Below are 19,577 nucleotides of genomic sequence, written 5' to 3' on the forward strand. Positions count from 1 at the left end.
CAGGGGAATCATCCCTGTGGTTCCCCTCATCCAGCTTGACGAAACGTCAGGTTAAAACGGCATTCGTCAGACATCCCTTCCGGCACGTTGCCGCTTTTCAACGGCAGAATACCGTGGAAATAGAGCCGCGATTCACCGCCCCAGACCACCACATCACCATGAGTGAGCGGCACACGCTGCGCTTTATCACTACGCGCCATGCCGCCAAACAGGAACATCGCGCTGAGCCCCAGCGAGACGGACACGATAGGCTGGTGAAAATCCCGCTCGTTTTTATCCTGATGCAGAGACATACGCGTGCCGACATCATAGCGATTTATCAAACAAGCATCCGGTTCAAAATCGACAAAACCCGCTTCGCTCGCAGCCTGCTTCGCCAGTCGGGAAAAAACCTCCGGCATCGCGGGCCACGCCTCTCCGCTCAGCGGATCGTGTGCGGTGTAACGATAGCCGCGTTCATCCGTCACCCAACCGAGCGGCCCGCAGTTGCTCATCGCCACCGACATCACAAATCCGCCCGGCGTGATCATATTCCGCAGCGGCGCTCGCGCAGTGACAGCTTTCAGCGCCGCAAGCAGCGCCGGAGCATCGTCATAGGCGCGACCACGCAGAATGACCGCCCCCGGTGCCAGCGTTTCCGTCCAACGGCGCGGCGCTTCATCGGCAAATAAATCAAAATTCACGATGACGATTCCCCTTGCAGATGTACGGCCTGCCCTTTCTCCAGCAGTTCTTTGTCCAACTGCTCTTTATCCACCAATTCTTTCTCCAACAGGGCGCGTTTACGCACAACGCCCCAGCGATAGCCTGACAGTGCGCCGTCATGCCGAACCACGCGATGACAGGGAATCGCGACCGCCAGCCGGTTTGCCGCACAGGCCCCCGCAACCGCGCGCACGGCGGCCGGCGATCCAATGCGCTCAGCGACATCACGATAGCTCAGCGTTTCTCCAGCCGGAATCGCCCGTAGCGCCTGCCAGACTCGCTGCTGGAATGCCGTGCCGCGAATATCCAGCGGCAGCGTCAACCCGATAGTCGGATCGTCGACAAACCCAACAACTTGCGCCATCCGTTGCTCAAACGCCACATCGCCGCCGACCAGCTGTGCGTTGGCAAACATCTCCTGAAGCGCATGGAGCAGAGGTTCAGGATCGTCTCCCAGCAGGATCGCGCAGATCCCTTTCTCGCTTTCTGCCACCAGCACCTCGCCGAGTGAGCAGCAGCCAATGCCAAAGCGGATCGTCATCCCTTTTCCTTTGTTCTGAAACGCCGTCGGCGTCATCCCTAAATGCGCGCCCGCTTCGGCATAAAAGCGTCCGCTGGCCTCATAGCCCGCTGCTGCTATTGCGGCAGTCACCGTGCCGCTATCTGCCAACTGTTCACGTAGCTGCCGATGACGATGGGCGCTGGCATACTGCTTTGGCGTCAGACCGGTTATGGTTTTGAACACGCGATGAAAATGGAACGCGCTTATCCCCACGGCCTGAGCCAACACCGCCAGCGTCGGCTGATGCTCCGACTGCTCAATCATCCGGCAGGCTTGGGCAATCTGCTGCGCCTGCTGTTCCTGCCGCGAAAGTGTTCCCTGACGGCAGCGTTTACAGGGGCGGAAACCCGCCGCCTGCGCCTCGTCGGTCGTCGCGAAGAACACCACATTTTCACGCCGGGGCTGGCGTGATGCACAGGAGGGCGCACAGTAAATCCCCGTGGTTTTCACCGCATAGATAAAGCAGCCGTCAGCCGCTTGATTACGCGTCACCACCGCCTGCCAGCGCGAGTCGGCATCCTGAAACGGTGTATCGTTACGCATCATAGGCACCTCAACCTCATTCCAATCTCAGTCTGACTGCCAGCCTTAATATTACTGTCAGTCTTGATACTACTGCCCATCTTGATACAACTAAAAGCAACGCCATGCGCTAACGCTAAACCAGAGCGACCTTACGCACACGTTCAACTCTTGCTTTTTCATTCGGATCATCCCGATGTTGATATTTCCGCCGACATTATCGGTTACTTTTTGAACAAATCTGTGATGCGAATAAATGGTACACGGTGAGACTCAGCTTTTTCTCAGCAATCAGGAGGCAACATGAGTGGAAGTAAAGTTCACTGGAATGGCGGTTTGCATGGCGATGCGGTGCAGATTATGTCACGCGGTGGGGGAATCATCGTTTCGCCCACCAAGGTGGGTTACATCATCATGGCTTCAGATAAGGCCGGGCTGGAGCGCAAATTTGACGCCAAACAGCGCAGCCGAAGCAAGCCGGGCGTCGTGCTGTGTGGATCCATCGCGCAGCTGAAAGCGCTGGCGCAGCTAAACCCAGAAATCGAACAATTATATCAACGCCATTGGGATGCCGACGTGCTGCTGGGCTGCATCCTTCCCTGGCACGACAGCGCATTAGTGCGTATCCCCAAAGACGGCTCGAAAGCGCTGATGATGGACGATCGCAAAACCAGCTGTTTCGTGATTAAGTTCGGTAAACCGAGCGAAATTCTCACGCAGGAGCTGTGGGAAAAGTACGGTAAATTAACCTTTGCCAGCTCAGCCAATCCGTCAGGCAAAGGCAATCGGGGCGAGGTGGAGGGGATCGGTGAACGGATCAGTGCCTTTGCCGATCTGATTATCGAAGCCGACGATTACGTGAAATCTATCCAGCCGAATAAATCCCATGACACACGCTACGAGCAAGGCGTGATGGTGTCGATGGTGGATACGGAAGGTCAGCTGATACCGGAACAGAAAGGGAGACGGAGCGTATATCCGTGCCCGGCGCTGATACGCAAGGGGCTGGATGTGGACAAGGTGATGTCGCTACTGTCTGACACCTTCACCACCTGGGACTATCGCCACGGCGAGTATTATTAACGCGTAACAGCGGCATAGCCTGCCGCTGAAATATCCCCTCCTCCGGCAGTTCCCACTACTACGTATCATCACCATCGGCACGGCTTGCTTTTTCATTCGAATCGTCTTCCCACATGGCGCGCTATGCGGCAATCTCCTATGCTCGTTTTCTGTCCTTTGCGTTCTCATCACGGAAGCCGTTTATGCCATCCCACTCGCCGTCGGATTTCACGCAGCTCGCCAAAACCCATCTCAGCGCCATCAATCCGCACTGGGCCAGCCTGATCGAACAAATTGGCGACTGTCGCCATCAGACCGCGCCGCATCGGGAACCCTATGAAGCGCTGATGCGTGCCGTTGCCTATCAGCAGCTAACGACGCGTGCTGGGGATGCGATGGTCGCGAAACTCCTGCGGATACATGGCGATGTCTTCCCTACCCCGGAACAGATACTGGCCTGTTCCACCGACACACTGCGACAGTGCGGTTTTTCCGCCCGTAAAGCGGATACGCTGCATGGCATCGCACAAGGTGCGCTGAGCGGTCTGGTGCCCAGCCTCGAACAGGCCGCAGAGAGGGATGACGACACGCTCATTCAGCAACTGACGTCGCTCAAGGGGATCGGGCGCTGGACGGTCGAAATGTTTTTGATTTATTCGCTGGAACGCACCGACATCATGCCGCTCGACGATCTCGGTATTCGGCAGGGGCTACGCTACGTTTATGATTTGCAGGACATGCCGAAACCGCGCGAGTTACAGGCACTGAGCCTGCACTGTCAGCCTTATCGCACGGTGGCATCCTGGTATTTATGGCGTTCGCTTGAACTACCGGCGTATCAGAGCTTTAAGCTGACACACCGGTAACGCGCGGAATTAACACAGACAAATTAGCGCAGACGAGAACTGGCTGAAACCTGCTGAGCGTGATGGCGGCGGTTCATAATGCGTTCCCGCAGCGTATCGTAAGCCCAGTTGTACACCACGGTGTACGGCAGGAAGAACAGGAAGAAGCCGATCTCCACCATCAGCGCCTGCCACAGCGTGACGTTCAGCATCCACGCCGCCAGCGGCAGACCGATCAGGATAAAGCCGCCTTCAAACCCCAGCGCATGAGCGATACGAATCGGCAGCCGACGCTTAACACGATCCGCTGGCCATAGGCGATCGAATATTGAGTTGTAGATCATATTCCAGATCATCGCGACGCTGGACAGCATGATCGCCAATGCGCCCATATCGAACAGCGGCTTATTCAGCAGCCAGGCACCCGCTGGCGCACAGATCGTCAACGCGATTAGCTCAAAGCCCACCGCATGGTACACACGTTCACGTAACGTTTTGTTGGTTTTGTTTTGCATAGCACATTCACTTTTATTCATTGTTTGGTTCTGACTGCGGCTATTTTCATCGCATAAGGTGGTAGAGTACAGTTAGATTCCATCGATAAAAACGATAGAGGTACGATGCGATATTCACCGGAATCCCTGTTGGCTTTTGTGACCACCGTTGATGCGGGCTCGTTTTCCGCCGCCGCACGACGATTGCATAAAAGCCAGTCCACGATCAGCGCGGCCATCGCCAATCTGGAAGCCGATCTGGGGCTGACGCTGTTTGATCGATCCGGCCACCAGCCGGTGCTCACGCTGGCAGGCAGAAAAGTGCTTTCCCACGTACAGGCGATCTTATCCGCCAGCGAAGAACTGGATGGGCTGGCGATCCGTCTGGCCGACCATATAGAACCCCGCCTGACGTTTGTGCTGTCCGATATCTGGCAAGCGCCCCACTACGAACCCGTGCTTCAGCGTTTCGCCCATCATTTTCCTGATATTGAATTTGAATGCCTGATTGCAGAAGGCGATGACGTGATCGATCTGCTGCAAACAAACCGTGCGCATGTCGGGCTAGTGCGCGCTCAGGCGGATTATCCGCCCGACATTGCCGCCGCGCGTTTGCAGGTCAAAACCGACATGGCCATCTTTGTGTCGGCAGCGCACCCGCTCGCAACGGAAAAAACCGTAACGCGCAGCCAGTTGGCGACAATCCGCCAGCTCTATCTCAATACCTATAAACGCAGCGATCGGCTGCAACCGGAAGGGATCGTCTGGTCTGCGCCGTCCTACCTGATGCTGTTGGAAATGGCGCAGCAGGGGCACGGCTGGAGCATTCTGCCACGCTGGCTGGTGGCGCAATACGATCAGCGGAAACTGGTGGAGCTGCCTGTCACGGGCTGGCCGCAGTGGATTGACGTGGACGTTGTCTGGTCCAAACCCCATCCGCCCGGTCCGGCAGGGCTGTGGATGATCGACAATCTCCTTGCCCAACAAGAGACTACGCCGCCATAACGCCGTCACTGTATTGGCAACATCACATCCGTCATCACCTCTGTCACCGCGCCGTGGCTTTGGTGATCGGCCTGTTTTTCCATGAAGCGATAAAAAACCAATAACAGTTTCTTTATATCGCCAACGAATAACATTAAAGATGAAATGGTTATTGTTTTTAATTCCACCATTTACTTTACTTAATTAAGCCAATTAAAAGAGAAATATTTTCACGCTAAACCATACGCATTTTCCTGAGTTGCCTGTCCGCGGAAACCCGAGCCGTGCGGCGGCTTCGCTCGTCAGTCACAGAGAAAATAATGCACGACATCATTATTATTGTGATGTACCAAAGTAGTACTTCCCGACAAAAAACCATACTATTATGGTGATTACTACTTTTGTATTCGAGACATCCCTGTAGTGCTGCAGTAATACGCCTTAATAATAAGATGCTGAATCCTATAAGGTGAAAATTTACTAATTGATGCAATTGCAAGTGAGAAAAAAATGTCGAATAAACCCTTCTATTACCAAGATCCGTTTCCACTCAGTAAAGATGACACCGAATATCGCCTGTTGAGCACCGACTTTGTCTCTGTCGCGCAATTTGAAGGTCAGGACATCCTGAAGATCGATCCAGCCGCGTTGACCCTTCTGGCGCAGCAAGCCTTCCACGATGCCTCTTTCATGCTTCGCCCCGCTCACCAGCAGCAAGTTGCCGATATTCTTCACGACCCAGAAGCCAGCGAAAACGATAAATACGTTGCTCTGCAATTCCTGCGCAACTCAGAAATTTCCGCCAAGGGCATTCTGCCGACCTGTCAGGATACCGGTACGGCGATCATCGTCGGTAAAAAAGGCCAGAACGTCTGGACGGGCGGTAATGATGCCGAAGCGCTGTCCAAAGGTGTGTACAACACGTTCATTGAAGACAACCTGCGCTACTCGCAGAACGCCGCGTTGGATATGTATCAAGAGGTCAACACCGGCACCAACTTGCCCGCGCAGATTGACCTCTACAGCACCGAAGGCAAAGACTATAAATTCCTGTTCGTCACCAAAGGTGGCGGTTCAGCCAACAAAACCTACCTGTATCAGGAAACCAAAGCGCTGCTGACGCCGGGTAAACTGAAAAGCTTCCTGATCGAGAAAATGCGCTCGCTGGGCACCGCGGCTTGCCCGCCGTACCACATCGCGTTTGTCATTGGCGGCACCTCAGCAGAAACCACGCTGAAAACCGTTAAGCTGGCGTCAACCAAGTACTACGACGAGCTGCCGACCGAGGGCAACGAGCACGGTCAGGCATTCCGCGATGTCGCGCTGGAACAAGAGATTCTGGAAGCTGCACGCGATCTGGGTCTGGGCGCACAGTTTGGCGGTAAATACTTTGCGCACGACGTGCGGATTATCCGCCTGCCGCGCCACGGCGCATCTTGTCCGGTCGGTATGGGCGTGTCCTGTTCCGCTGACCGTAACATCAAAGGCAAGATCAACCGCATGGGCGTCTGGCTGGAGCAGTTAGAGCAGAATCCGGGTAAATATATTCCTGAACATCTGCGTGAAACGGGTGAAGGCGATGCGGTTAAAATCGACCTGAACCGTCCGATGGCTGAGATCCTGAAAACGCTGTCACAGTATCCGGTATCCACCCGTCTTTCGCTGACCGGCACCATCATCGTGGGTCGTGACATTGCTCACGCCAAGCTGAAGGAGCGTCTGGATAACGGCGAAGGCCTGCCGCAGTACATCAAAGATCACCCGATTTACTATGCAGGCCCAGCGAAAACGCCAGAAGGCTACCCGTCCGGCTCGTTAGGCCCAACCACCGCTGGCCGCATGGATTCCTACGTTGATTTACTGCAAGCCAACGGCGGCAGCATGATCATGCTGGCGAAAGGCAACCGCAGTCAGCAGGTCACCGACGCGTGCCATAAACACGGCGGCTTTTACCTCGGCAGTATCGGCGGCCCAGCAGCGATTCTGGCGCAGAACAGCATCAAGAGCCTGACCTGCGTGGAATACCCGGAACTGGGCATGGAAGCGATCTGGAAAATCGAAGTCGAAGATTTCCCAGCCTTTATTTTGGTCGATGATAAAGGCAATGATTTCTTCCAGGTGATTCAGAGCGCCAAGTGCGTGAAATGCGGTTAACTACGTCCTGTAGTCATTAGAGGGTCGGAGAAATTTTGTGTGCCAACGCCCCGATTTTCGGGGCGCGTTCAGACCGTTGACAAACCTATTTGCCGAATGAAAACGGGAGTAACGGAATAGAAGAGTAAAGCGTTTGCGCCAGGGATGGCGCAATCCGAGCTTACATGGACGTACTTGCAGCGTCTTTACGATCTATCCGTTACCCCGCTCTGCGGGCTTTGTCAGCAACCTCAACGCCCCGATTTTCGGGGCGTTTTTTATTTGATGCCTAACCGCTTTGCCAGACGGTGCAGGTTGCCGCTGTCCATTTCCAGTTCTCTTGCGCAGGATGACCAGTTGCCCTCATGGCGTGCCAGCGTTTGTTGGATGATCCGCCGCTGATAGTCGTCCGTTGCCTCTCGCAGGCCGCCGTTGATGAAATACGCCAGCTCAGTGTCGATAGCGCTCGATGAGCCAGTAGTCGTATGAATTGGCTGGGAGGGAAGTTCGAGATTGAAATGCTCGGGACCTAACAGCACCTCGCCCGATTCCTGCCCCGCTCTCGCCAGCACAGTCGCACGATAAATGGCGTGTTCCAGCTCGCGCACATTCCCCGGCCAGTCGTACTGTTCCAATAGCGCTCCCGCGTCTGCCGTCAACGCCAAACGTGCCAGTCCCAGTTGCGCACGGCTACGTTCACAGAAGAATCCCGCCAACAGCGCCACATCCTGACGACGCTCGCGCAATGGTGGTACAGACAGCGGGAACACGCTCAGACGGTGAAACAGATCGGCACGGAAAGCCCCATCCAACACCGCCTGCCGCAGATCGCGATTAGTCGCCGCCAGCACGCGCACGTTCACTTTCAGGCTGCTGTCATCACCCACCCGCTGGAGATCGCCATACTGCAATACGCGCAGCAGCTTCGCCTGTAGCGTCAGCGACAGTTCGCCAATCTCATCCAGAAACAGCGTGCCGTTATCCGCCATTTCAAACTTGCCGGTTCGATGATGGATCGCACCGGTAAACGCGCCCTTAACATGACCAAACAGCTCGCTCTCCGCGACCGACTCCGGCAGAGCGGCACAGTTCAGGTACACCAGAGGATGACTTGCCCGGCTGGAACCGCGATGAATCGCCCGCGCCACCAGCTCTTTACCGACGCCGGTTTCCCCCATAATCAACACGTTTAGGTCAGAACCCGCGACGATATCGACCTCTTTCTTCAACCGCTGCATCGGTTCAGACAGCCCAACCATTTCCTCGACGCTTTCCGCTGCCGGGCTTTCAGCACGAACCGGTGCGGGCAACTGCCGCTCAAGACGCTCCATCAGCAGCGCGTTACTCAGCGCCGCCGCCGCCATCGCGCCCACCAGCCGCAGTTCTTCATCGCTAAAATGGTCGAACTGGCAAGGATCCATGCCGTCCACGGTCAGCGCCCCGATCAGGTTCTGATTGGCAAACAGCGGTAAGCCGACGCAGGCATGCACCTTAAGATCTTCCTGACTGGGGATCAGGCCGTCATACGGATCGGGAAGCTGGCTGTCCGCCGGAAAGCGCACCACGTCACCCGCGCGGGCAATCGCCTCCAGACGGGGGTGATCGGACAGACGAAAACGTCTCCCCAGCACGTCCGGCGCCAGACCGTCGATCGCCAACGGACGGAACAGCTGATTTTCGTAACGCAGCAGCGCCGAGGCATCACAGCGCAGCAGTTGGCGCAGGCTGTTGATTAAGCGCTGGAAGCGATCCTGATTCGATAGCCCCATTTGCAGCTCGATAGCAATGCGGGCAAGGGCGTTAATGGAAAGCGTCATAGTGTGTCCTAATGACAGAGCCTGTGTCATTAAGACAATAGTTAAAGCATGTCATTTTGACAATCACTATTTATTAAAACGTTATAAATCAATACATTAAAAATTGGCACACTTCCTGCAATCTCTACAGCATATTCCCGACTATGACTACTGAGGTTTCAGAACATGACAATTCACGTTAAGAACAATATCCACTGGGTTGGACAACGCGACTGGGAAGTCCGTGACTTTCACGGCACTGAATACAAGACGCTGCAAGGCAGCAGCTACAACAGCTACCTGATCCGCGAAGAAAAAACCGTGCTGATCGATACCGTCGATCACAAATTCAGCCGTGAGTTTGTGCAAAACCTGATGGCGGAAGTCGATCTGAACACGATTGACTACATCGTGATCAACCACGCCGAAGAGGATCACGCTGGGGCGCTGAGCGAACTGATGGCGCGTATTCCCAACACGCCAATTTATTGTACCTACAATGCGATCGATTCCATTACTGGGCACCACCACCACCCTGAGTGGAATTTCCACACGGTCAAAACCGGCGACACGCTGGATATCGGCAATGGCAAACAGCTGATCTTTATCGAAACACCCATGCTGCACTGGCCGGACAGTATGATGACCTACATGACCGAAGATGCCGTGCTGTTCAGTAACGATGCGTTCGGTCAGCACTACTGCGATGAGCACCTGTTCAATGACGAGGTGGATCAAACTGAACTGTTCGAGCAGTGCCAGCGCTATTTCGCCAATATTCTGACGCCGTTCAGCCGCTTGGTGACCGCCAAGATCCACGAAGTACTGGGCTTTAACCTGCCGCTGTCGATGGTGGCTACCTCGCACGGCGTGGTATGGCGTGACGATCCGGCCCAGATCATTCACCTGTATCTGAAGTGGGCGGACAGCTATCAGGAAGATCGCATCACACTGTTTTACGACACCATGTCTAATAACACCCGCATGATGGCTGACGCCATTGCGCAAGGCATCAACGATGTCGATCCCGGCGTAGCGGTGAAAATCTATAACGTCGCCCGCCACGACAAGAACGAAATCCTGACGCAGGTCTTCCGCTCGAAAGGCGTGCTAGTCGGTTCATCCACCATGAATAACGTGATGATGCCGAAGGTCGCTGCCATGCTGGAAGAGATCACTGGCCTGCGTTTCCAAAACAAGAAAGCCTCGGCGTTCGGCAGTTACGGCTGGAATGGCGGTGCGGTAGACCGCGTTCAAACCCGTCTGATGGATGCCGGTTTTGAAACCACGCTGGCGCTGAAAACTAAGTGGCGTCCTGATGGTTCAGCGCTGGAAATTTGCCGCAATCACGGCCGCGAAATCGCCCGTCAGTGGGCACTGCATCCGCTGGATGACACGCCAGCCCGTCGCGTCATCTCGCCCGTAAAACAGACCGCTGCCGCACCGCAAGCGACCACCGCCCCACAGAATGTGAGTGCCCCTGCCGAGAGCGCCTGCGGATGCAATGAAGTCGCTGCGCCACAGTCAACCGCACAGCCAGCGGTACAGTCAGAAAACGGTTGTATGGTGTGCAGCGTCTGCCAGTGGATCTACGATCCGGCACTCGGCGAACCGATGCAGGATGTCACCCCTGGCACCATGTGGTCGGATGTACCAGACAGCTTCCTCTGCCCGGAATGTGGGCTGGGCAAAGACGTTTTCAATCCGATTCGCTAAGGAGAGGATGATGAAAGATATCGTGATTATTGGCGCGGGCTTTGCCGCCCGCCAGCTCATCCGACAGCTGCGCAAGCTGGATGCGCACTGCCCTATCCGCCTGATTACTGCCGACAGCGGCGATGAGTACAACAAGCCGGATCTAAGCCATGTGATGAGCCTGCAACAGCACGCCGACGATCTGACCAAGATATCGGCAACCGCGTTTGCTGAAGAAAACCGCATTGCGCTGCTGGCCAATACGCGCGTCACCGCCATTGACCGCCATGCGCAACAGGTCGTCTGCGGCACGGATCGTTACGATTACCACAAACTGGTGTTCGCAACGGGTGCCAGCGCGATGGTGCCACCAATTCCGGGACGCGAATATATGCTGACGCTCAATAGTCAGCAGGAATATCGCACCCACGAAAACCGACTCTGGCAGGCCGAACGCGTACTAGTGCTCGGTGCCGGACTCATCGGGACTGAGCTGGCGATGGATCTAGGTCGCGCCGGAAAACGGGTCACGCTGGTTGACTGTGCCAGCAGCATTCTGCCCGCGTTGATGCCGCCCGAAGTCAGCGCACGCCTACAGTTCACACTAACGCAGCAGGGCGTTTCGCTGTTGCTGAACACGACTCTGCAACAGTTGGAGAAAACCGAAACCGGCGTACAGGCCACATTTACTGATGGTCGTTCTGTCGAGGTGGACGAAGTCCTCTCCGCTATCGGTTTACAGGCCAACACGCAGTTAGCGAAAGCAGCAGGTTTGGCGGTGCAGAAAGGCATCCAGACCAATGCGCAGTTACAGACCACCGATCCACAGATTTATGCACTGGGCGACTGCGCAGAGATTGGCGGTAAGCTTCTGCCTTTCCTGCAGCCGATTCAGCTCAGCGCGATTACGCTGGCGAAAAACCTGCTGGGTGCCAGTGAGACGCTGACGCTGCCGCCGATGCTGGTTAAAATCAAGACGCCGCTGTTTCCCTTACAGATGGCAGGCGATACCACCAGCGGTGATTTACACTGGCAGCAGGAATGGAACGAACAGGGGATGGTAGCAAAAGCGCTGGATGGTCAGCAGGTGCTACGCGCCTTTGTGGTCGGCGGTGAGCGGATGAAAGAGGCATTTCCGCTGCTGCGACAGCTTTCCACGGTGAGTTAAACCACGGCCTGAGACAGCAAAATAAATAATGCATTTAAAATACATATTTTCTGGTCAGCCTGCGTGCGGATTAATAGAATACGGCTATCGCTTTTAGAATTTACAGACCGAGGTGAAGATGCAAGATCTCATTTGTTATAAGAAGATGCCACAGTGGAACAGCCAGACGCTGCCTGCCGCGTTTCAGGAAAAGCACAACACGCAGGAAGGCACCTGGGCAAAACTGACCGTGTTGAAAGGGGAAATGACCTTCTCCATGCTGACCGAAGACGGCGATACATTGGAGACATTCCAGTTCTCCGAGCAGAACCAGCCGCCGTTTGTTGAGCCGCAGGCGTGGCATCGCATCGTCTCGTTTTCTGACAATCTCGAATGTCAGCTCAGCTTTTTCTGCTCAGCGGAAGATTTCTACCATAAAAAATACGGTCTGACGCGTACTCATTCCGAAGTGATCAACGCGGTACAGCACATCAAGCCGGGCAAAACACTGGATTTAGGCTGCGGCGGCGGGCGCAACTCGCTGTACCTGAACCTGCGCGGGTTTGACGTTACGGCCTGTGATAAGCACGAGCAAAGTATTGATTCGCTGAATAACATCATCAAGAGCGAAGCGCTGGAAAACATCCGGGCGGGCGTTTACAACATCAATCTGGCGGAAATCAAAGAACAGTACGACTTTATCCTGTCGACCGTCGTGCTGATGTTCCTGGAACGCGATCGTATTCCGCACATCATCAGCAATATGCAGGACAGCACCGTTAACGGCGGCTATAACCTGATTATCGCGGCGATGTCGACAGAAGATTGCCCGTGCCCAATGCCTTTCTCGTTCACCTTTAAAGAAAACGAGCTGAAGGACTATTACGCTGGTTGGGAGATCCTCAAATACAACGAGGATATGGGTGAGCTACACAAGACCGATGCACAGGGCAACCGCATCAAGCTGCGCTTCGCCACGCTACTGGCAAGAAAGCCGTAAGCACTGGTTAGTCGCCAAAAAACCTAACTAATTAAAAAATAATACATAAAATACAAAAGGGCCGATTAATCGGCCCTTTTTATTTCGCTATACACTGTGAGAATCAGCTGGCTTTGCGCGCTGCCGCGATGCGGTAAGCCACCAGATCTTCAATCGTCAGTACCGGCATATCGTGCTGTTTGGCAAATGTGATTACTTCCGGCGCATGCGCCATTGAACCATCATCGTTCGTCAGTTCACACAGAACACCAGACGGCTTCAGGCCCGCCAGTTTCATCAGATCAACCGTCGCTTCAGTATGACCACCGCGCGTTAACACGCCACCCGGTTGGGCGCGCAGCGGGAATACGTGACCAGGGCGATTCAGATCGCTCGGCTTGGCGTTATCCGCAATCGCGGCACGAATGGTGGTCAGGCGGTCGGCAGCAGAAACGCCCGTCGTCACGCCTTCGGCGGCTTCGATCGTCACAGTGAATGCCGTTTGGTAATGGCTGGAGTTCTTCTCCACCATCATCGGCAATTCCAACTGCTGGCGACGCTCTTCCGTCAGGCACAGGCACACAATGCCACTGCCGTGACGAATCGTCAGCGCCATTTGTTCAACGGTCATATTTTCAGCGGAAAAGATCATGTCACCTTCGTTTTCACGATCTTCATCATCCAACACCAGCACGCCGCGGCCATGACGCAATGCATCAAGTGCGCGTTCTACGCGTTCGGTAGGATTGCCAAATTCAGAAAGTAATGTCTGATTCATGGTAAAAAACCTCAATGTTATTATGGATTACCAGAATCAGGGCGAGCTTGAGGAGTAACCACTACTACTGGTTGCATAGTAATAGTTAACAAAAATAACGCGAGCGGGCATATAGCCCGACAGATACCGTTACTCTCTCCCATCCGGACTTTAACCGTCGGCTCCGGAATTACACCGGATCTGCTGACCCCACGCTGCGAAATCGATAATTAAATCGGAAAACACAGCGAGAGCGCTCGCGGGCTTCCAGTATGTGTACTGGTTTACCGCCGGTGGGGAATTACACCCCGCCCTGAGAATAAGCGGGTTTACTATAACGCTAATACCTCGATAGGGCAATTGATCCGCCACAGGAAATAGGGCAAAACGTATGCTGGATTACAGTAAAATTATGCTGAATATGTGCAAAGCAGATGTCAGATTTTATTTATACCCATTACACTTGCTATAGTAATAACTTACATAACCTAATCAGGAAAGCGACATGATTGACCCAAAGAAGATTGAGCAAATCGCCCGTCAAGTGCATGAATCTATGCCAAAAGGTATCCGGGAATTGGGTGATGATGTGGAGAAAAAGATTCGTCAGGTCTTGCAAGCACAGCTGACCCGATTGGATTTGGTGAACCGTGAAGAGTTCGATATTCAGACGCAGGTTCTGCTCCGCACGCGCGAGAAGATTGCCCGTCTGGAACAGCGTATGACCGAGCTGGAAGCGAAACTGTCTACGGAAGAAAAGCCCGCCGCAGCGCCGGAAAACGACCAGTCATCACAATAACTCGTCTCATCACAACAGCGCGTCATCATCGCGATGCAGCGCCCTAATCAGGGCGTTGCTCGATTCCCTACCCCGCACCAGCGACAGCCTGCAGAAACACAGATTTCACGTCACGGAATTTAGAATAAACGACTCAGTGGGAAATCAGTTCGACCTGCTTGCGCGGCAGGAACAACCATAGCGCGGCCAGCATGATTAACGCATACAGCGATTTCCAGCCGATCATCAGCAACAGCGCACAGCAGAGCAGACCCCCGATTGCCGCCATCACTTTGGCGCGCCCTTTCAGCAAACGCCACCCCGCCAGCATACACAGCAGATAAATCAGCACAAAGATGCCGTTCGCGTACACAATCAGCATATCCAGCGGCAACCTAAGCCAGTAAATCAACAGGCTGCATACCAGACAGCAGGCCACCACAACCGACAGCGCATTCACCGGTGCCTGCCCTGCAGACAGCTTCGCTAATGCACTTCCTTTCGATGCCTGCGACCAGACTAAACGGGCGAAGCCCTGCGTGTAGATATTCACGCTGGCAAAGCAGGCCAGATACCCAACAAAGCAGGCAATCCACAGCGCGTGTTCGCCAAACAGCTGCACGACGATACCCGGCAATGAGGCCGTTGCGGCAATCCCTTCACCGTAGGCTTTAAAATGCAGCACGGCCACCGTACATCCCCAATACACCGCGCCGGCAACCAGCATGCCGATCAGTAAAGCCCGTGGAAAATCACGTTCCGGCACGCGAAACTCCGTCGCCATATGAGCAAAAGCCTCAAGACCCACAAAGCACCAGAACATCACAGCCAGCGCGCCGAAAGTGTTAGACCATGACAGTTCACTCACTGACGGCCAAGGAATATGCGCGGGCGTGATATCGCCTTGCCACCAGATTGCGGCAACCAGCCCCACCACCAGCATTGCAATGACGATCTGAATGTTGGCGCTGGACCCCGCACTGCGCAGGCCAAGCAGCCAGATACCGCCCAGCGTCAGCAGTTGTACGCAGAGCAGCCCCAGATCGCTCCAGCCAAACGCCGCCTGCCAGAATCCGGCGGCAATCTGCAAAGCAGCAGGCAGACCCAGCGGAATAACGGACAGAAACAGCCATCCGGTCACCCGTGCCATACGCGGCCCAAAGGCAAGGTTAACAAAGTGCGCGGCACCGCCCGCATTAGGAAAATGTTGCCCCAGCGCGGCAAAGCCAATGGCGATAGGAAAAACAAGCAGGATCAAGATCGGCCACGCCCATAGGCTGTCTTGCTGTGCTAGCTGTGCGGCCAGCGCGGGAACGGCAAACACCCCAGTCCCCAGCAGAGAAGTAGACAGCAACCCCACGCCCTGAATCAGCCCAAGCTCTTGTTTTAATCCTTTTGCTTCACTCACTACGTTTCACCTTTTCTTGCTTTTTTACACCACAGCGCTACCGGATCGAAGAATAAAAAAAGCCTCCACTAACGGAGGCTTCTCTCACCCACTGCATTCGCAAACTTATGTTTTCACATAAATGTCTATCAGGCGTTGGCTTTCAGCACATCGCGAATGCGGGCTTTGTAGGATTCAACCTTCTGCGGCGTCATCATACGACGTTCGTCATCCTGCACCACACCGCCAACATCATCAGCAATACGCTGTGCAGACTGTAACATCAGTTTAAAGTTTTGGCTGGCATCGCCATAAGACGGCACCATCATGAAAATGGACACGCCGGGCGTCGAGAACTCGGACATGGCATCGACATTAAACGAACCGGGTTTAACCATATTCGCCAGGCTGAACAATACCGGGCCTGCGCCAGCGGGGTTCACATGGCGATGGAAAATGTTCATTTCACCAAACTGGAAACCGGCCTGAAGCAGACTTTGCAACAGCACTTCGCCGCCAATGACACCGCCCTGATGCGCCACAACGTGCAGCACCAGAACCGCTTCTTTTGCCGCTGCAGGTTCAACTGGCTCAGCAGGCGCGGGCTGAACTTTCTCATGCAGCGAATGTGCAACAGGCTGCTGTGGAGCAGATTCCGGTGCATCATACGCAAACGGCTCACGCGGAGCGTTAATGCTCGGTTCAGAAATCGGGTTTTCTCTAGGGGCGACAACCTGCGGGTTAGTATCACCACGTACCTGCGCACGCGGAGAATCTACCGGCGTGGCTTCATCCAGTAGAGGGTCGTAAGAAGAGACGGGAGACAGATGCTCGAACGGCGATTTCGCCTCTGAACGAACGTCTTCACGTGCACTGTTGTTATTAAGTGAAGGGTTATTAAATGAAGAATGATCAAATGACGCGTTATCAAACGATGAGTTATCGAGTGAAGCGCTGCCAAATGAAGGTTCACTCTGCTGCGGCCGAGCGCCCTTCACGCGAACTTCGCCAACGCCTTCATCCAGATCGTCAAGCGGCGTTTCATCACGCGCTTTCTTTACACGTTTAGCTGGGCGGTCACGAAAAAGGGACGAGCGTTCTTTACGGCTAGTCCACAAGCCGTGCAGTAAAAGCGCTATTATAGCGATCGCGCCAACAACGATTAATATCAGACGCAAGTCCTGCATCATTGCTATCCCAATTGTTCCAAAAAAACATTGCCACCACGGCAAATACCTATACTACTAACTCTATTTGCCTGAGTACACAAGTGCAAGCCTGCACGGTACTTTATGACAATAAAGATAGATACAACGCACTTTTTTGCTGTTTTTTCATCCAAATGCGGGCTAGTCAGCATAAGATCATCCCGATATGATGCCTCAACAAACAAATGACTGAGTCTATCGGCACTATGTCTTCAGAAAAACAATCGTCTTCAGAAAAACCATCATCTTCCGAAAAATCGTCTTACGGTAATACCACAGACCAGGTTCGCAGCGGCATACACTATTTTCTTGCTGGATGGCGCCTGATCTCACTGCCGGGCATCCGCCGTTTCGTTATTCTGCCCTTACTGATGAACATCGTACTGATGGGCGGGGCTTTCTGGTGGCTTTTTACCCAGTTGAATGACTGGATTCCGCAGATCATGAGCCACATTCCGAGCTGGCTGCAATGGCTCAGCTACCTCATTTGGCCACTTGCCGTGATCTCCATTTTGCTGGTATTCAGCTACCTATTTAGCACTATCGCCAATTTCATCGCCGCACCGTTTAACGGCTTGTTAGCCGAGCAGTTGGAAGCAAAACTAACCGGCCAAACGTTGCCGGACAGCGGCATACTGGGCATCGCTAAAGACGTCCCGCGCATCATGAAACGTGAAGTCCAAAAGCTGGCGTATTACCTGCCACGCGCCCTTGTGCTATTTCTTCTCTATTTCATCCCCGGCATTGGGCAAACTGTCGCTCCGGTACTGTGGTTCCTGTTCAGTGCGTGGATGCTGGCGATTCAATATTGCGATTATCCTTTTGATAACCACAAAGTGGGATTTGCCACAATGCGTCAGGCATTACGCCGCCATAAAGTCGCCAACATGCAGTTTGGCGCGTTGGTCAGCCTGTTTACGCTGGTGCCTTTTTTGAATCTGGTCATCATGCCCGTTGCGGTATGCGGCGCAACGCAGCTGTGGGTGGATCGTTATCGCGATCTATCAGCAACCCTACCGAAAAAAGCGCCATAAAAAGACTGCAAGCACTGGCTGATAACGACCAGTGCTTTCTATTGTAATGAAAAGATATTTCTTAAGAACATAACGATATAGCAATTCTTTACTTCACTGAAAAGTGTGAACGGGTATTCTCTCTACGTTCGCAAAAATTTCATACAGTTATAAGGACAGGCTATGAGCAAGATCTACGAAGACAATTCTTTCACAATCGGCCATACGCCGCTGGTTCGCCTGAACCGTATCGGCAACGGACGCATTCTGGTTAAAGTGGAATCCCGCAACCCGAGCTTCAGCGTAAAATGCCGTATCGGCTCCAACCTGATTTGGGATGCAGAAAAACGCGGCGTTCTCAAACCAGGCATTGAGTTGGTTGAACCTACCAGCGGAAACACAGGGATTGCCCTGGCCTATGTCGCCGCAGCTCGCGGTTACAAACTCACGCTCACCATGCCGGAAACCATGAGCATCGAGCGCCGCAAGCTGCTGAAAGCGCTGGGTGCTAATCTGGTACTGACCGAAGGCGCGAAAGGCATGAAAGGTGCCATCGCCAAGGCAGAAGAGATTGTTGCCAGCGATCCACAGCGTTATCTGCTGCTACAGCAGTTCAGCAACCCTGCTAACCCAGAAATTCACGAGAAAACCACCGGCCCTGAAATCTGGGAAGATACCGATGGTCAGGTCGATGTCTTTATCTCTGGCGTCGGTACTGGCGGTACGCTGACGGGTGTCAGCCGCTACATCAAGAACACCAAAGGCAAGGCCATCATCAGCGTGGCGGTTGAACCTACAGACTCACCGGTGATCACTCAGGCGCTGGCAGGCGAAGAACTGAAGCCAGGCCCGCACAAGATTCAGGGCATCGGCGCGGGGTTCATTCCGGGTAACCTGGATCTGAAACTGATTGACCGCGTAGAGAAAGTGACGAACGAAGAAGCGATCGGCACCGCACGCCGTTTGATGGAAGAAGAAGGCATTCTGGCTGGTATTTCTTCCGGTGCAGCCGTTGCCGCAGCGCTGAACTTGCTCAAAGAAAAAGAATTTGAAGATAAAACTATCGTCGTTATTCTGCCTTCTTCCGGCGAACGTTACCTCAGCACAGCACTCTTTGCCGACCTGTTCACCGAGCAGGAACTGCAACAATAACCTCCCGGTCACACTCGAACAACAAGTGACCAATGTGTTAAAAAAGCACCTATTTAGGTGCTTTTTTGTGGCACAGTTCAAACTTTCCACCACATGTGGATTGCTTTTCTACATCAGGTTTAGTATTTAACCGAACAATTATTTTGATGCGTGAAATTAATATCCGGCAAGTACCACGCCTCATCACATTATGTTTTTCCTGCGCATGACCGTTTTTTTTCCTGCGCACGATAGCCCACATCGCCGTTTTGCGACTGAGGTTAAGATAATGGGTGACGGAATCCGCGGTATTTGATGGTATTTTATTCAGGAAATACGTTTGACGGTTTTCTTGTCGCATCGTGGCCTGCCCCTGTAA

The 19,577-nt window shown here is 53.8% G+C and carries 19 protein-coding genes and 1 riboswitch; of the genes, 10 read left to right on the forward strand and 9 right to left on the reverse strand.

Annotation, left to right across the window (positions count from 1 at the left end; all coding sequences use genetic code 11):
* Nucleotides 1–26: 26 nt before the first annotated feature.
* Nucleotides 27–683, reverse strand: a complete 657-nt coding sequence (alkB, locus tag QWJ20_RS06495) for a DNA oxidative demethylase AlkB (protein ID WP_433992122.1) — start codon at nt 681–683, stop codon at nt 27–29.
* Nucleotides 680–1,813: a bifunctional DNA-binding transcriptional regulator/O6-methylguanine-DNA methyltransferase Ada gene (ada, locus tag QWJ20_RS06500; RefSeq protein ID WP_433992123.1), complete on the reverse strand. Its 1,134-nt coding sequence runs from the start codon at nt 1,811–1,813 to the stop codon at nt 680–682. Before ada ends, alkB begins: the two co-directional genes overlap by 4 nt.
* Nucleotides 1,814–2,092: 279 nt before the next feature.
* Here ada and QWJ20_RS06505 point away from each other — a divergent pair, with 279 nt between their 5' ends.
* Nucleotides 2,093–2,872 (forward strand): L-threonylcarbamoyladenylate synthase, encoded by a 780-nt coding sequence (locus QWJ20_RS06505; protein ID WP_174868681.1) that lies wholly within the window; start codon nt 2,093–2,095, stop codon nt 2,870–2,872.
* A gap of 182 nt (nt 2,873–3,054) precedes the next feature.
* A complete protein-coding gene (locus QWJ20_RS06510; protein ID WP_433992124.1) occupies nt 3,055–3,717 on the forward strand; it encodes a DNA-3-methyladenine glycosylase family protein in 663 nt (220 codons plus the stop codon).
* A 23-nt stretch (nt 3,718–3,740) separates the two neighbouring features.
* Here QWJ20_RS06510 and QWJ20_RS06515 read toward each other — a convergent pair whose 3' ends face one another.
* Complete coding sequence (locus QWJ20_RS06515; RefSeq protein WP_039485099.1) at nt 3,741–4,211, reverse strand: multidrug/biocide efflux PACE transporter; 471 nt, start codon at nt 4,209–4,211, stop codon at nt 3,741–3,743.
* A 105-nt stretch (nt 4,212–4,316) separates the two neighbouring features.
* Here QWJ20_RS06515 and QWJ20_RS06520 point away from each other — a divergent pair, with 105 nt between their 5' ends.
* Nucleotides 4,317–5,195: a LysR family transcriptional regulator gene (locus QWJ20_RS06520; RefSeq protein WP_095701724.1), complete on the forward strand. Its 879-nt coding sequence runs from the start codon at nt 4,317–4,319 to the stop codon at nt 5,193–5,195.
* A gap of 5 nt (nt 5,196–5,200) precedes the next feature.
* On the opposite strand, the gene QWJ20_RS06525 is transcribed toward QWJ20_RS06520, so the two are convergent.
* On the reverse strand, nt 5,201–5,365 hold the full coding sequence (locus QWJ20_RS06525; protein WP_157910747.1) for a hypothetical protein: 165 nt from the start codon (nt 5,363–5,365) through the stop codon (nt 5,201–5,203).
* A 319-nt stretch (nt 5,366–5,684) separates the two neighbouring features.
* Here QWJ20_RS06525 and fumA point away from each other — a divergent pair, with 319 nt between their 5' ends.
* The gene (fumA, locus tag QWJ20_RS06530; protein ID WP_095701723.1) at nt 5,685–7,328 is read left to right on the forward strand and encodes a class I fumarate hydratase FumA; all 1,644 of its coding nucleotides are present in this window, start codon (nt 5,685–5,687) and stop codon (nt 7,326–7,328) included.
* Nucleotides 7,329–7,585: 257 nt separating this feature from the next.
* Here fumA and norR read toward each other — a convergent pair whose 3' ends face one another.
* On the reverse strand, nt 7,586–9,124 hold the full coding sequence (gene norR / locus QWJ20_RS06535) for a nitric oxide reductase transcriptional regulator NorR (protein WP_433992125.1): 1,539 nt from the start codon (nt 9,122–9,124) through the stop codon (nt 7,586–7,588).
* A 165-nt stretch (nt 9,125–9,289) separates the two neighbouring features.
* On the opposite strand from norR, the gene norV reads away from it, so the two are divergent.
* The 3 genes from norV (at nt 9,290) to tehB (ending at nt 12,945) form a co-directional block, all read left to right on the forward strand.
* Nucleotides 9,290–10,819 (forward strand): anaerobic nitric oxide reductase flavorubredoxin, encoded by a 1,530-nt coding sequence (norV, locus tag QWJ20_RS06540; protein ID WP_433992126.1) that lies wholly within the window; start codon nt 9,290–9,292, stop codon nt 10,817–10,819.
* 7 nt (nt 10,820–10,826) lie between these two features.
* Nucleotides 10,827–11,966, forward strand: coding sequence for an NADH:flavorubredoxin reductase NorW (gene norW / locus QWJ20_RS06545; RefSeq protein ID WP_433992127.1), 1,140 nt, complete (start codon nt 10,827–10,829; stop codon nt 11,964–11,966).
* A gap of 118 nt (nt 11,967–12,084) precedes the next feature.
* Nucleotides 12,085–12,945, forward strand: a complete 861-nt coding sequence (tehB, locus tag QWJ20_RS06550; protein WP_095701719.1) for an SAM-dependent methyltransferase TehB — start codon at nt 12,085–12,087, stop codon at nt 12,943–12,945.
* Between the two features lie 103 nt (nt 12,946–13,048).
* Here the strand turns inward: tehB and ribB are convergent, their stop codons facing one another.
* On the reverse strand, nt 13,049–13,702 hold the full coding sequence (ribB, locus tag QWJ20_RS06555; RefSeq protein WP_174872349.1) for a 3,4-dihydroxy-2-butanone-4-phosphate synthase: 654 nt from the start codon (nt 13,700–13,702) through the stop codon (nt 13,049–13,051).
* Nucleotides 13,703–13,829: 127 nt separating this feature from the next.
* A riboswitch (FMN riboswitch) is annotated at nt 13,830–14,006 on the reverse strand.
* Nucleotides 14,007–14,186: 180 nt separating this feature from the next.
* On the opposite strand from ribB, the gene ubiK reads away from it, so the two are divergent.
* A complete protein-coding gene (gene ubiK / locus QWJ20_RS06560; RefSeq protein ID WP_039484983.1) occupies nt 14,187–14,480 on the forward strand; it encodes a ubiquinone biosynthesis accessory factor UbiK in 294 nt (97 codons plus the stop codon).
* Between the two features lie 133 nt (nt 14,481–14,613).
* Here ubiK and yjeH read toward each other — a convergent pair whose 3' ends face one another.
* Both yjeH and zipA read right to left on the reverse strand, forming a co-directional pair.
* Nucleotides 14,614–15,867 (reverse strand): L-methionine/branched-chain amino acid transporter, encoded by a 1,254-nt coding sequence (yjeH, locus tag QWJ20_RS06565; protein ID WP_226300555.1) that lies wholly within the window; start codon nt 15,865–15,867, stop codon nt 14,614–14,616.
* Nucleotides 15,868–15,995: 128 nt separating this feature from the next.
* Complete coding sequence (zipA, locus tag QWJ20_RS06570) at nt 15,996–17,036, reverse strand: cell division protein ZipA (RefSeq protein ID WP_433992128.1); 1,041 nt, start codon at nt 17,034–17,036, stop codon at nt 15,996–15,998.
* 224 nt (nt 17,037–17,260) lie between these two features.
* On the opposite strand from zipA, the gene cysZ reads away from it, so the two are divergent.
* Both cysZ and cysK read left to right on the forward strand, forming a co-directional pair.
* A complete protein-coding gene (cysZ, locus tag QWJ20_RS06575) occupies nt 17,261–18,088 on the forward strand; it encodes a sulfate transporter CysZ (protein ID WP_262253014.1) in 828 nt (275 codons plus the stop codon).
* 162 nt (nt 18,089–18,250) lie between these two features.
* Complete coding sequence (gene cysK, locus QWJ20_RS06580; protein WP_095701714.1) at nt 18,251–19,219, forward strand: cysteine synthase A; 969 nt, start codon at nt 18,251–18,253, stop codon at nt 19,217–19,219.
* A gap of 49 nt (nt 19,220–19,268) precedes the next feature.
* Here cysK and QWJ20_RS06585 read toward each other — a convergent pair whose 3' ends face one another.
* Nucleotides 19,269–19,559: a hypothetical protein gene (locus QWJ20_RS06585; protein ID WP_095993772.1), complete on the reverse strand. Its 291-nt coding sequence runs from the start codon at nt 19,557–19,559 to the stop codon at nt 19,269–19,271.
* Nucleotides 19,560–19,577 lie beyond the last annotated feature (18 nt).

The organism is Pectobacterium sp. S5 (assembly GCF_051707265.1).
GTDB classification, from domain to species: domain Bacteria; phylum Pseudomonadota; class Gammaproteobacteria; order Enterobacterales; family Enterobacteriaceae; genus Pectobacterium; species Pectobacterium polare.

Coding starts and splice junctions, on each gene's coding strand:
- ada (WP_433992123.1), bottom strand. CDS start 1,813: ATGATGCGTAACGATACACCGTTTCAGGATGCCGACTCGCGCTGGCAG.
- QWJ20_RS06505 (WP_174868681.1), top strand. CDS start 2,093: ATGAGTGGAAGTAAAGTTCACTGGAATGGCGGTTTGCATGGCGATGCG.
- QWJ20_RS06510 (WP_433992124.1), top strand. CDS start 3,055: ATGCCATCCCACTCGCCGTCGGATTTCACGCAGCTCGCCAAAACCCAT.
- QWJ20_RS06515 (WP_039485099.1), bottom strand. CDS start 4,211: ATGCAAAACAAAACCAACAAAACGTTACGTGAACGTGTGTACCATGCG.
- QWJ20_RS06520 (WP_095701724.1), top strand. CDS start 4,317: ATGCGATATTCACCGGAATCCCTGTTGGCTTTTGTGACCACCGTTGAT.
- QWJ20_RS06525 (WP_157910747.1), bottom strand. CDS start 5,365: ATGGTGGAATTAAAAACAATAACCATTTCATCTTTAATGTTATTCGTT.
- fumA (WP_095701723.1), top strand. CDS start 5,685: ATGTCGAATAAACCCTTCTATTACCAAGATCCGTTTCCACTCAGTAAA.
- norR (WP_433992125.1), bottom strand. CDS start 9,124: ATGACGCTTTCCATTAACGCCCTTGCCCGCATTGCTATCGAGCTGCAA.
- norV (WP_433992126.1), top strand. CDS start 9,290: ATGACAATTCACGTTAAGAACAATATCCACTGGGTTGGACAACGCGAC.
- norW (WP_433992127.1), top strand. CDS start 10,827: ATGATGAAAGATATCGTGATTATTGGCGCGGGCTTTGCCGCCCGCCAG.
- tehB (WP_095701719.1), top strand. CDS start 12,085: ATGCAAGATCTCATTTGTTATAAGAAGATGCCACAGTGGAACAGCCAG.
- ribB (WP_174872349.1), bottom strand. CDS start 13,702: ATGAATCAGACATTACTTTCTGAATTTGGCAATCCTACCGAACGCGTA.
- ubiK (WP_039484983.1), top strand. CDS start 14,187: ATGATTGACCCAAAGAAGATTGAGCAAATCGCCCGTCAAGTGCATGAA.
- zipA (WP_433992128.1), bottom strand. CDS start 17,036: ATGATGCAGGACTTGCGTCTGATATTAATCGTTGTTGGCGCGATCGCT.
- cysZ (WP_262253014.1), top strand. CDS start 17,261: ATGTCTTCAGAAAAACAATCGTCTTCAGAAAAACCATCATCTTCCGAA.
- cysK (WP_095701714.1), top strand. CDS start 18,251: ATGAGCAAGATCTACGAAGACAATTCTTTCACAATCGGCCATACGCCG.
- QWJ20_RS06585 (WP_095993772.1), bottom strand. CDS start 19,559: ATGCGACAAGAAAACCGTCAAACGTATTTCCTGAATAAAATACCATCA.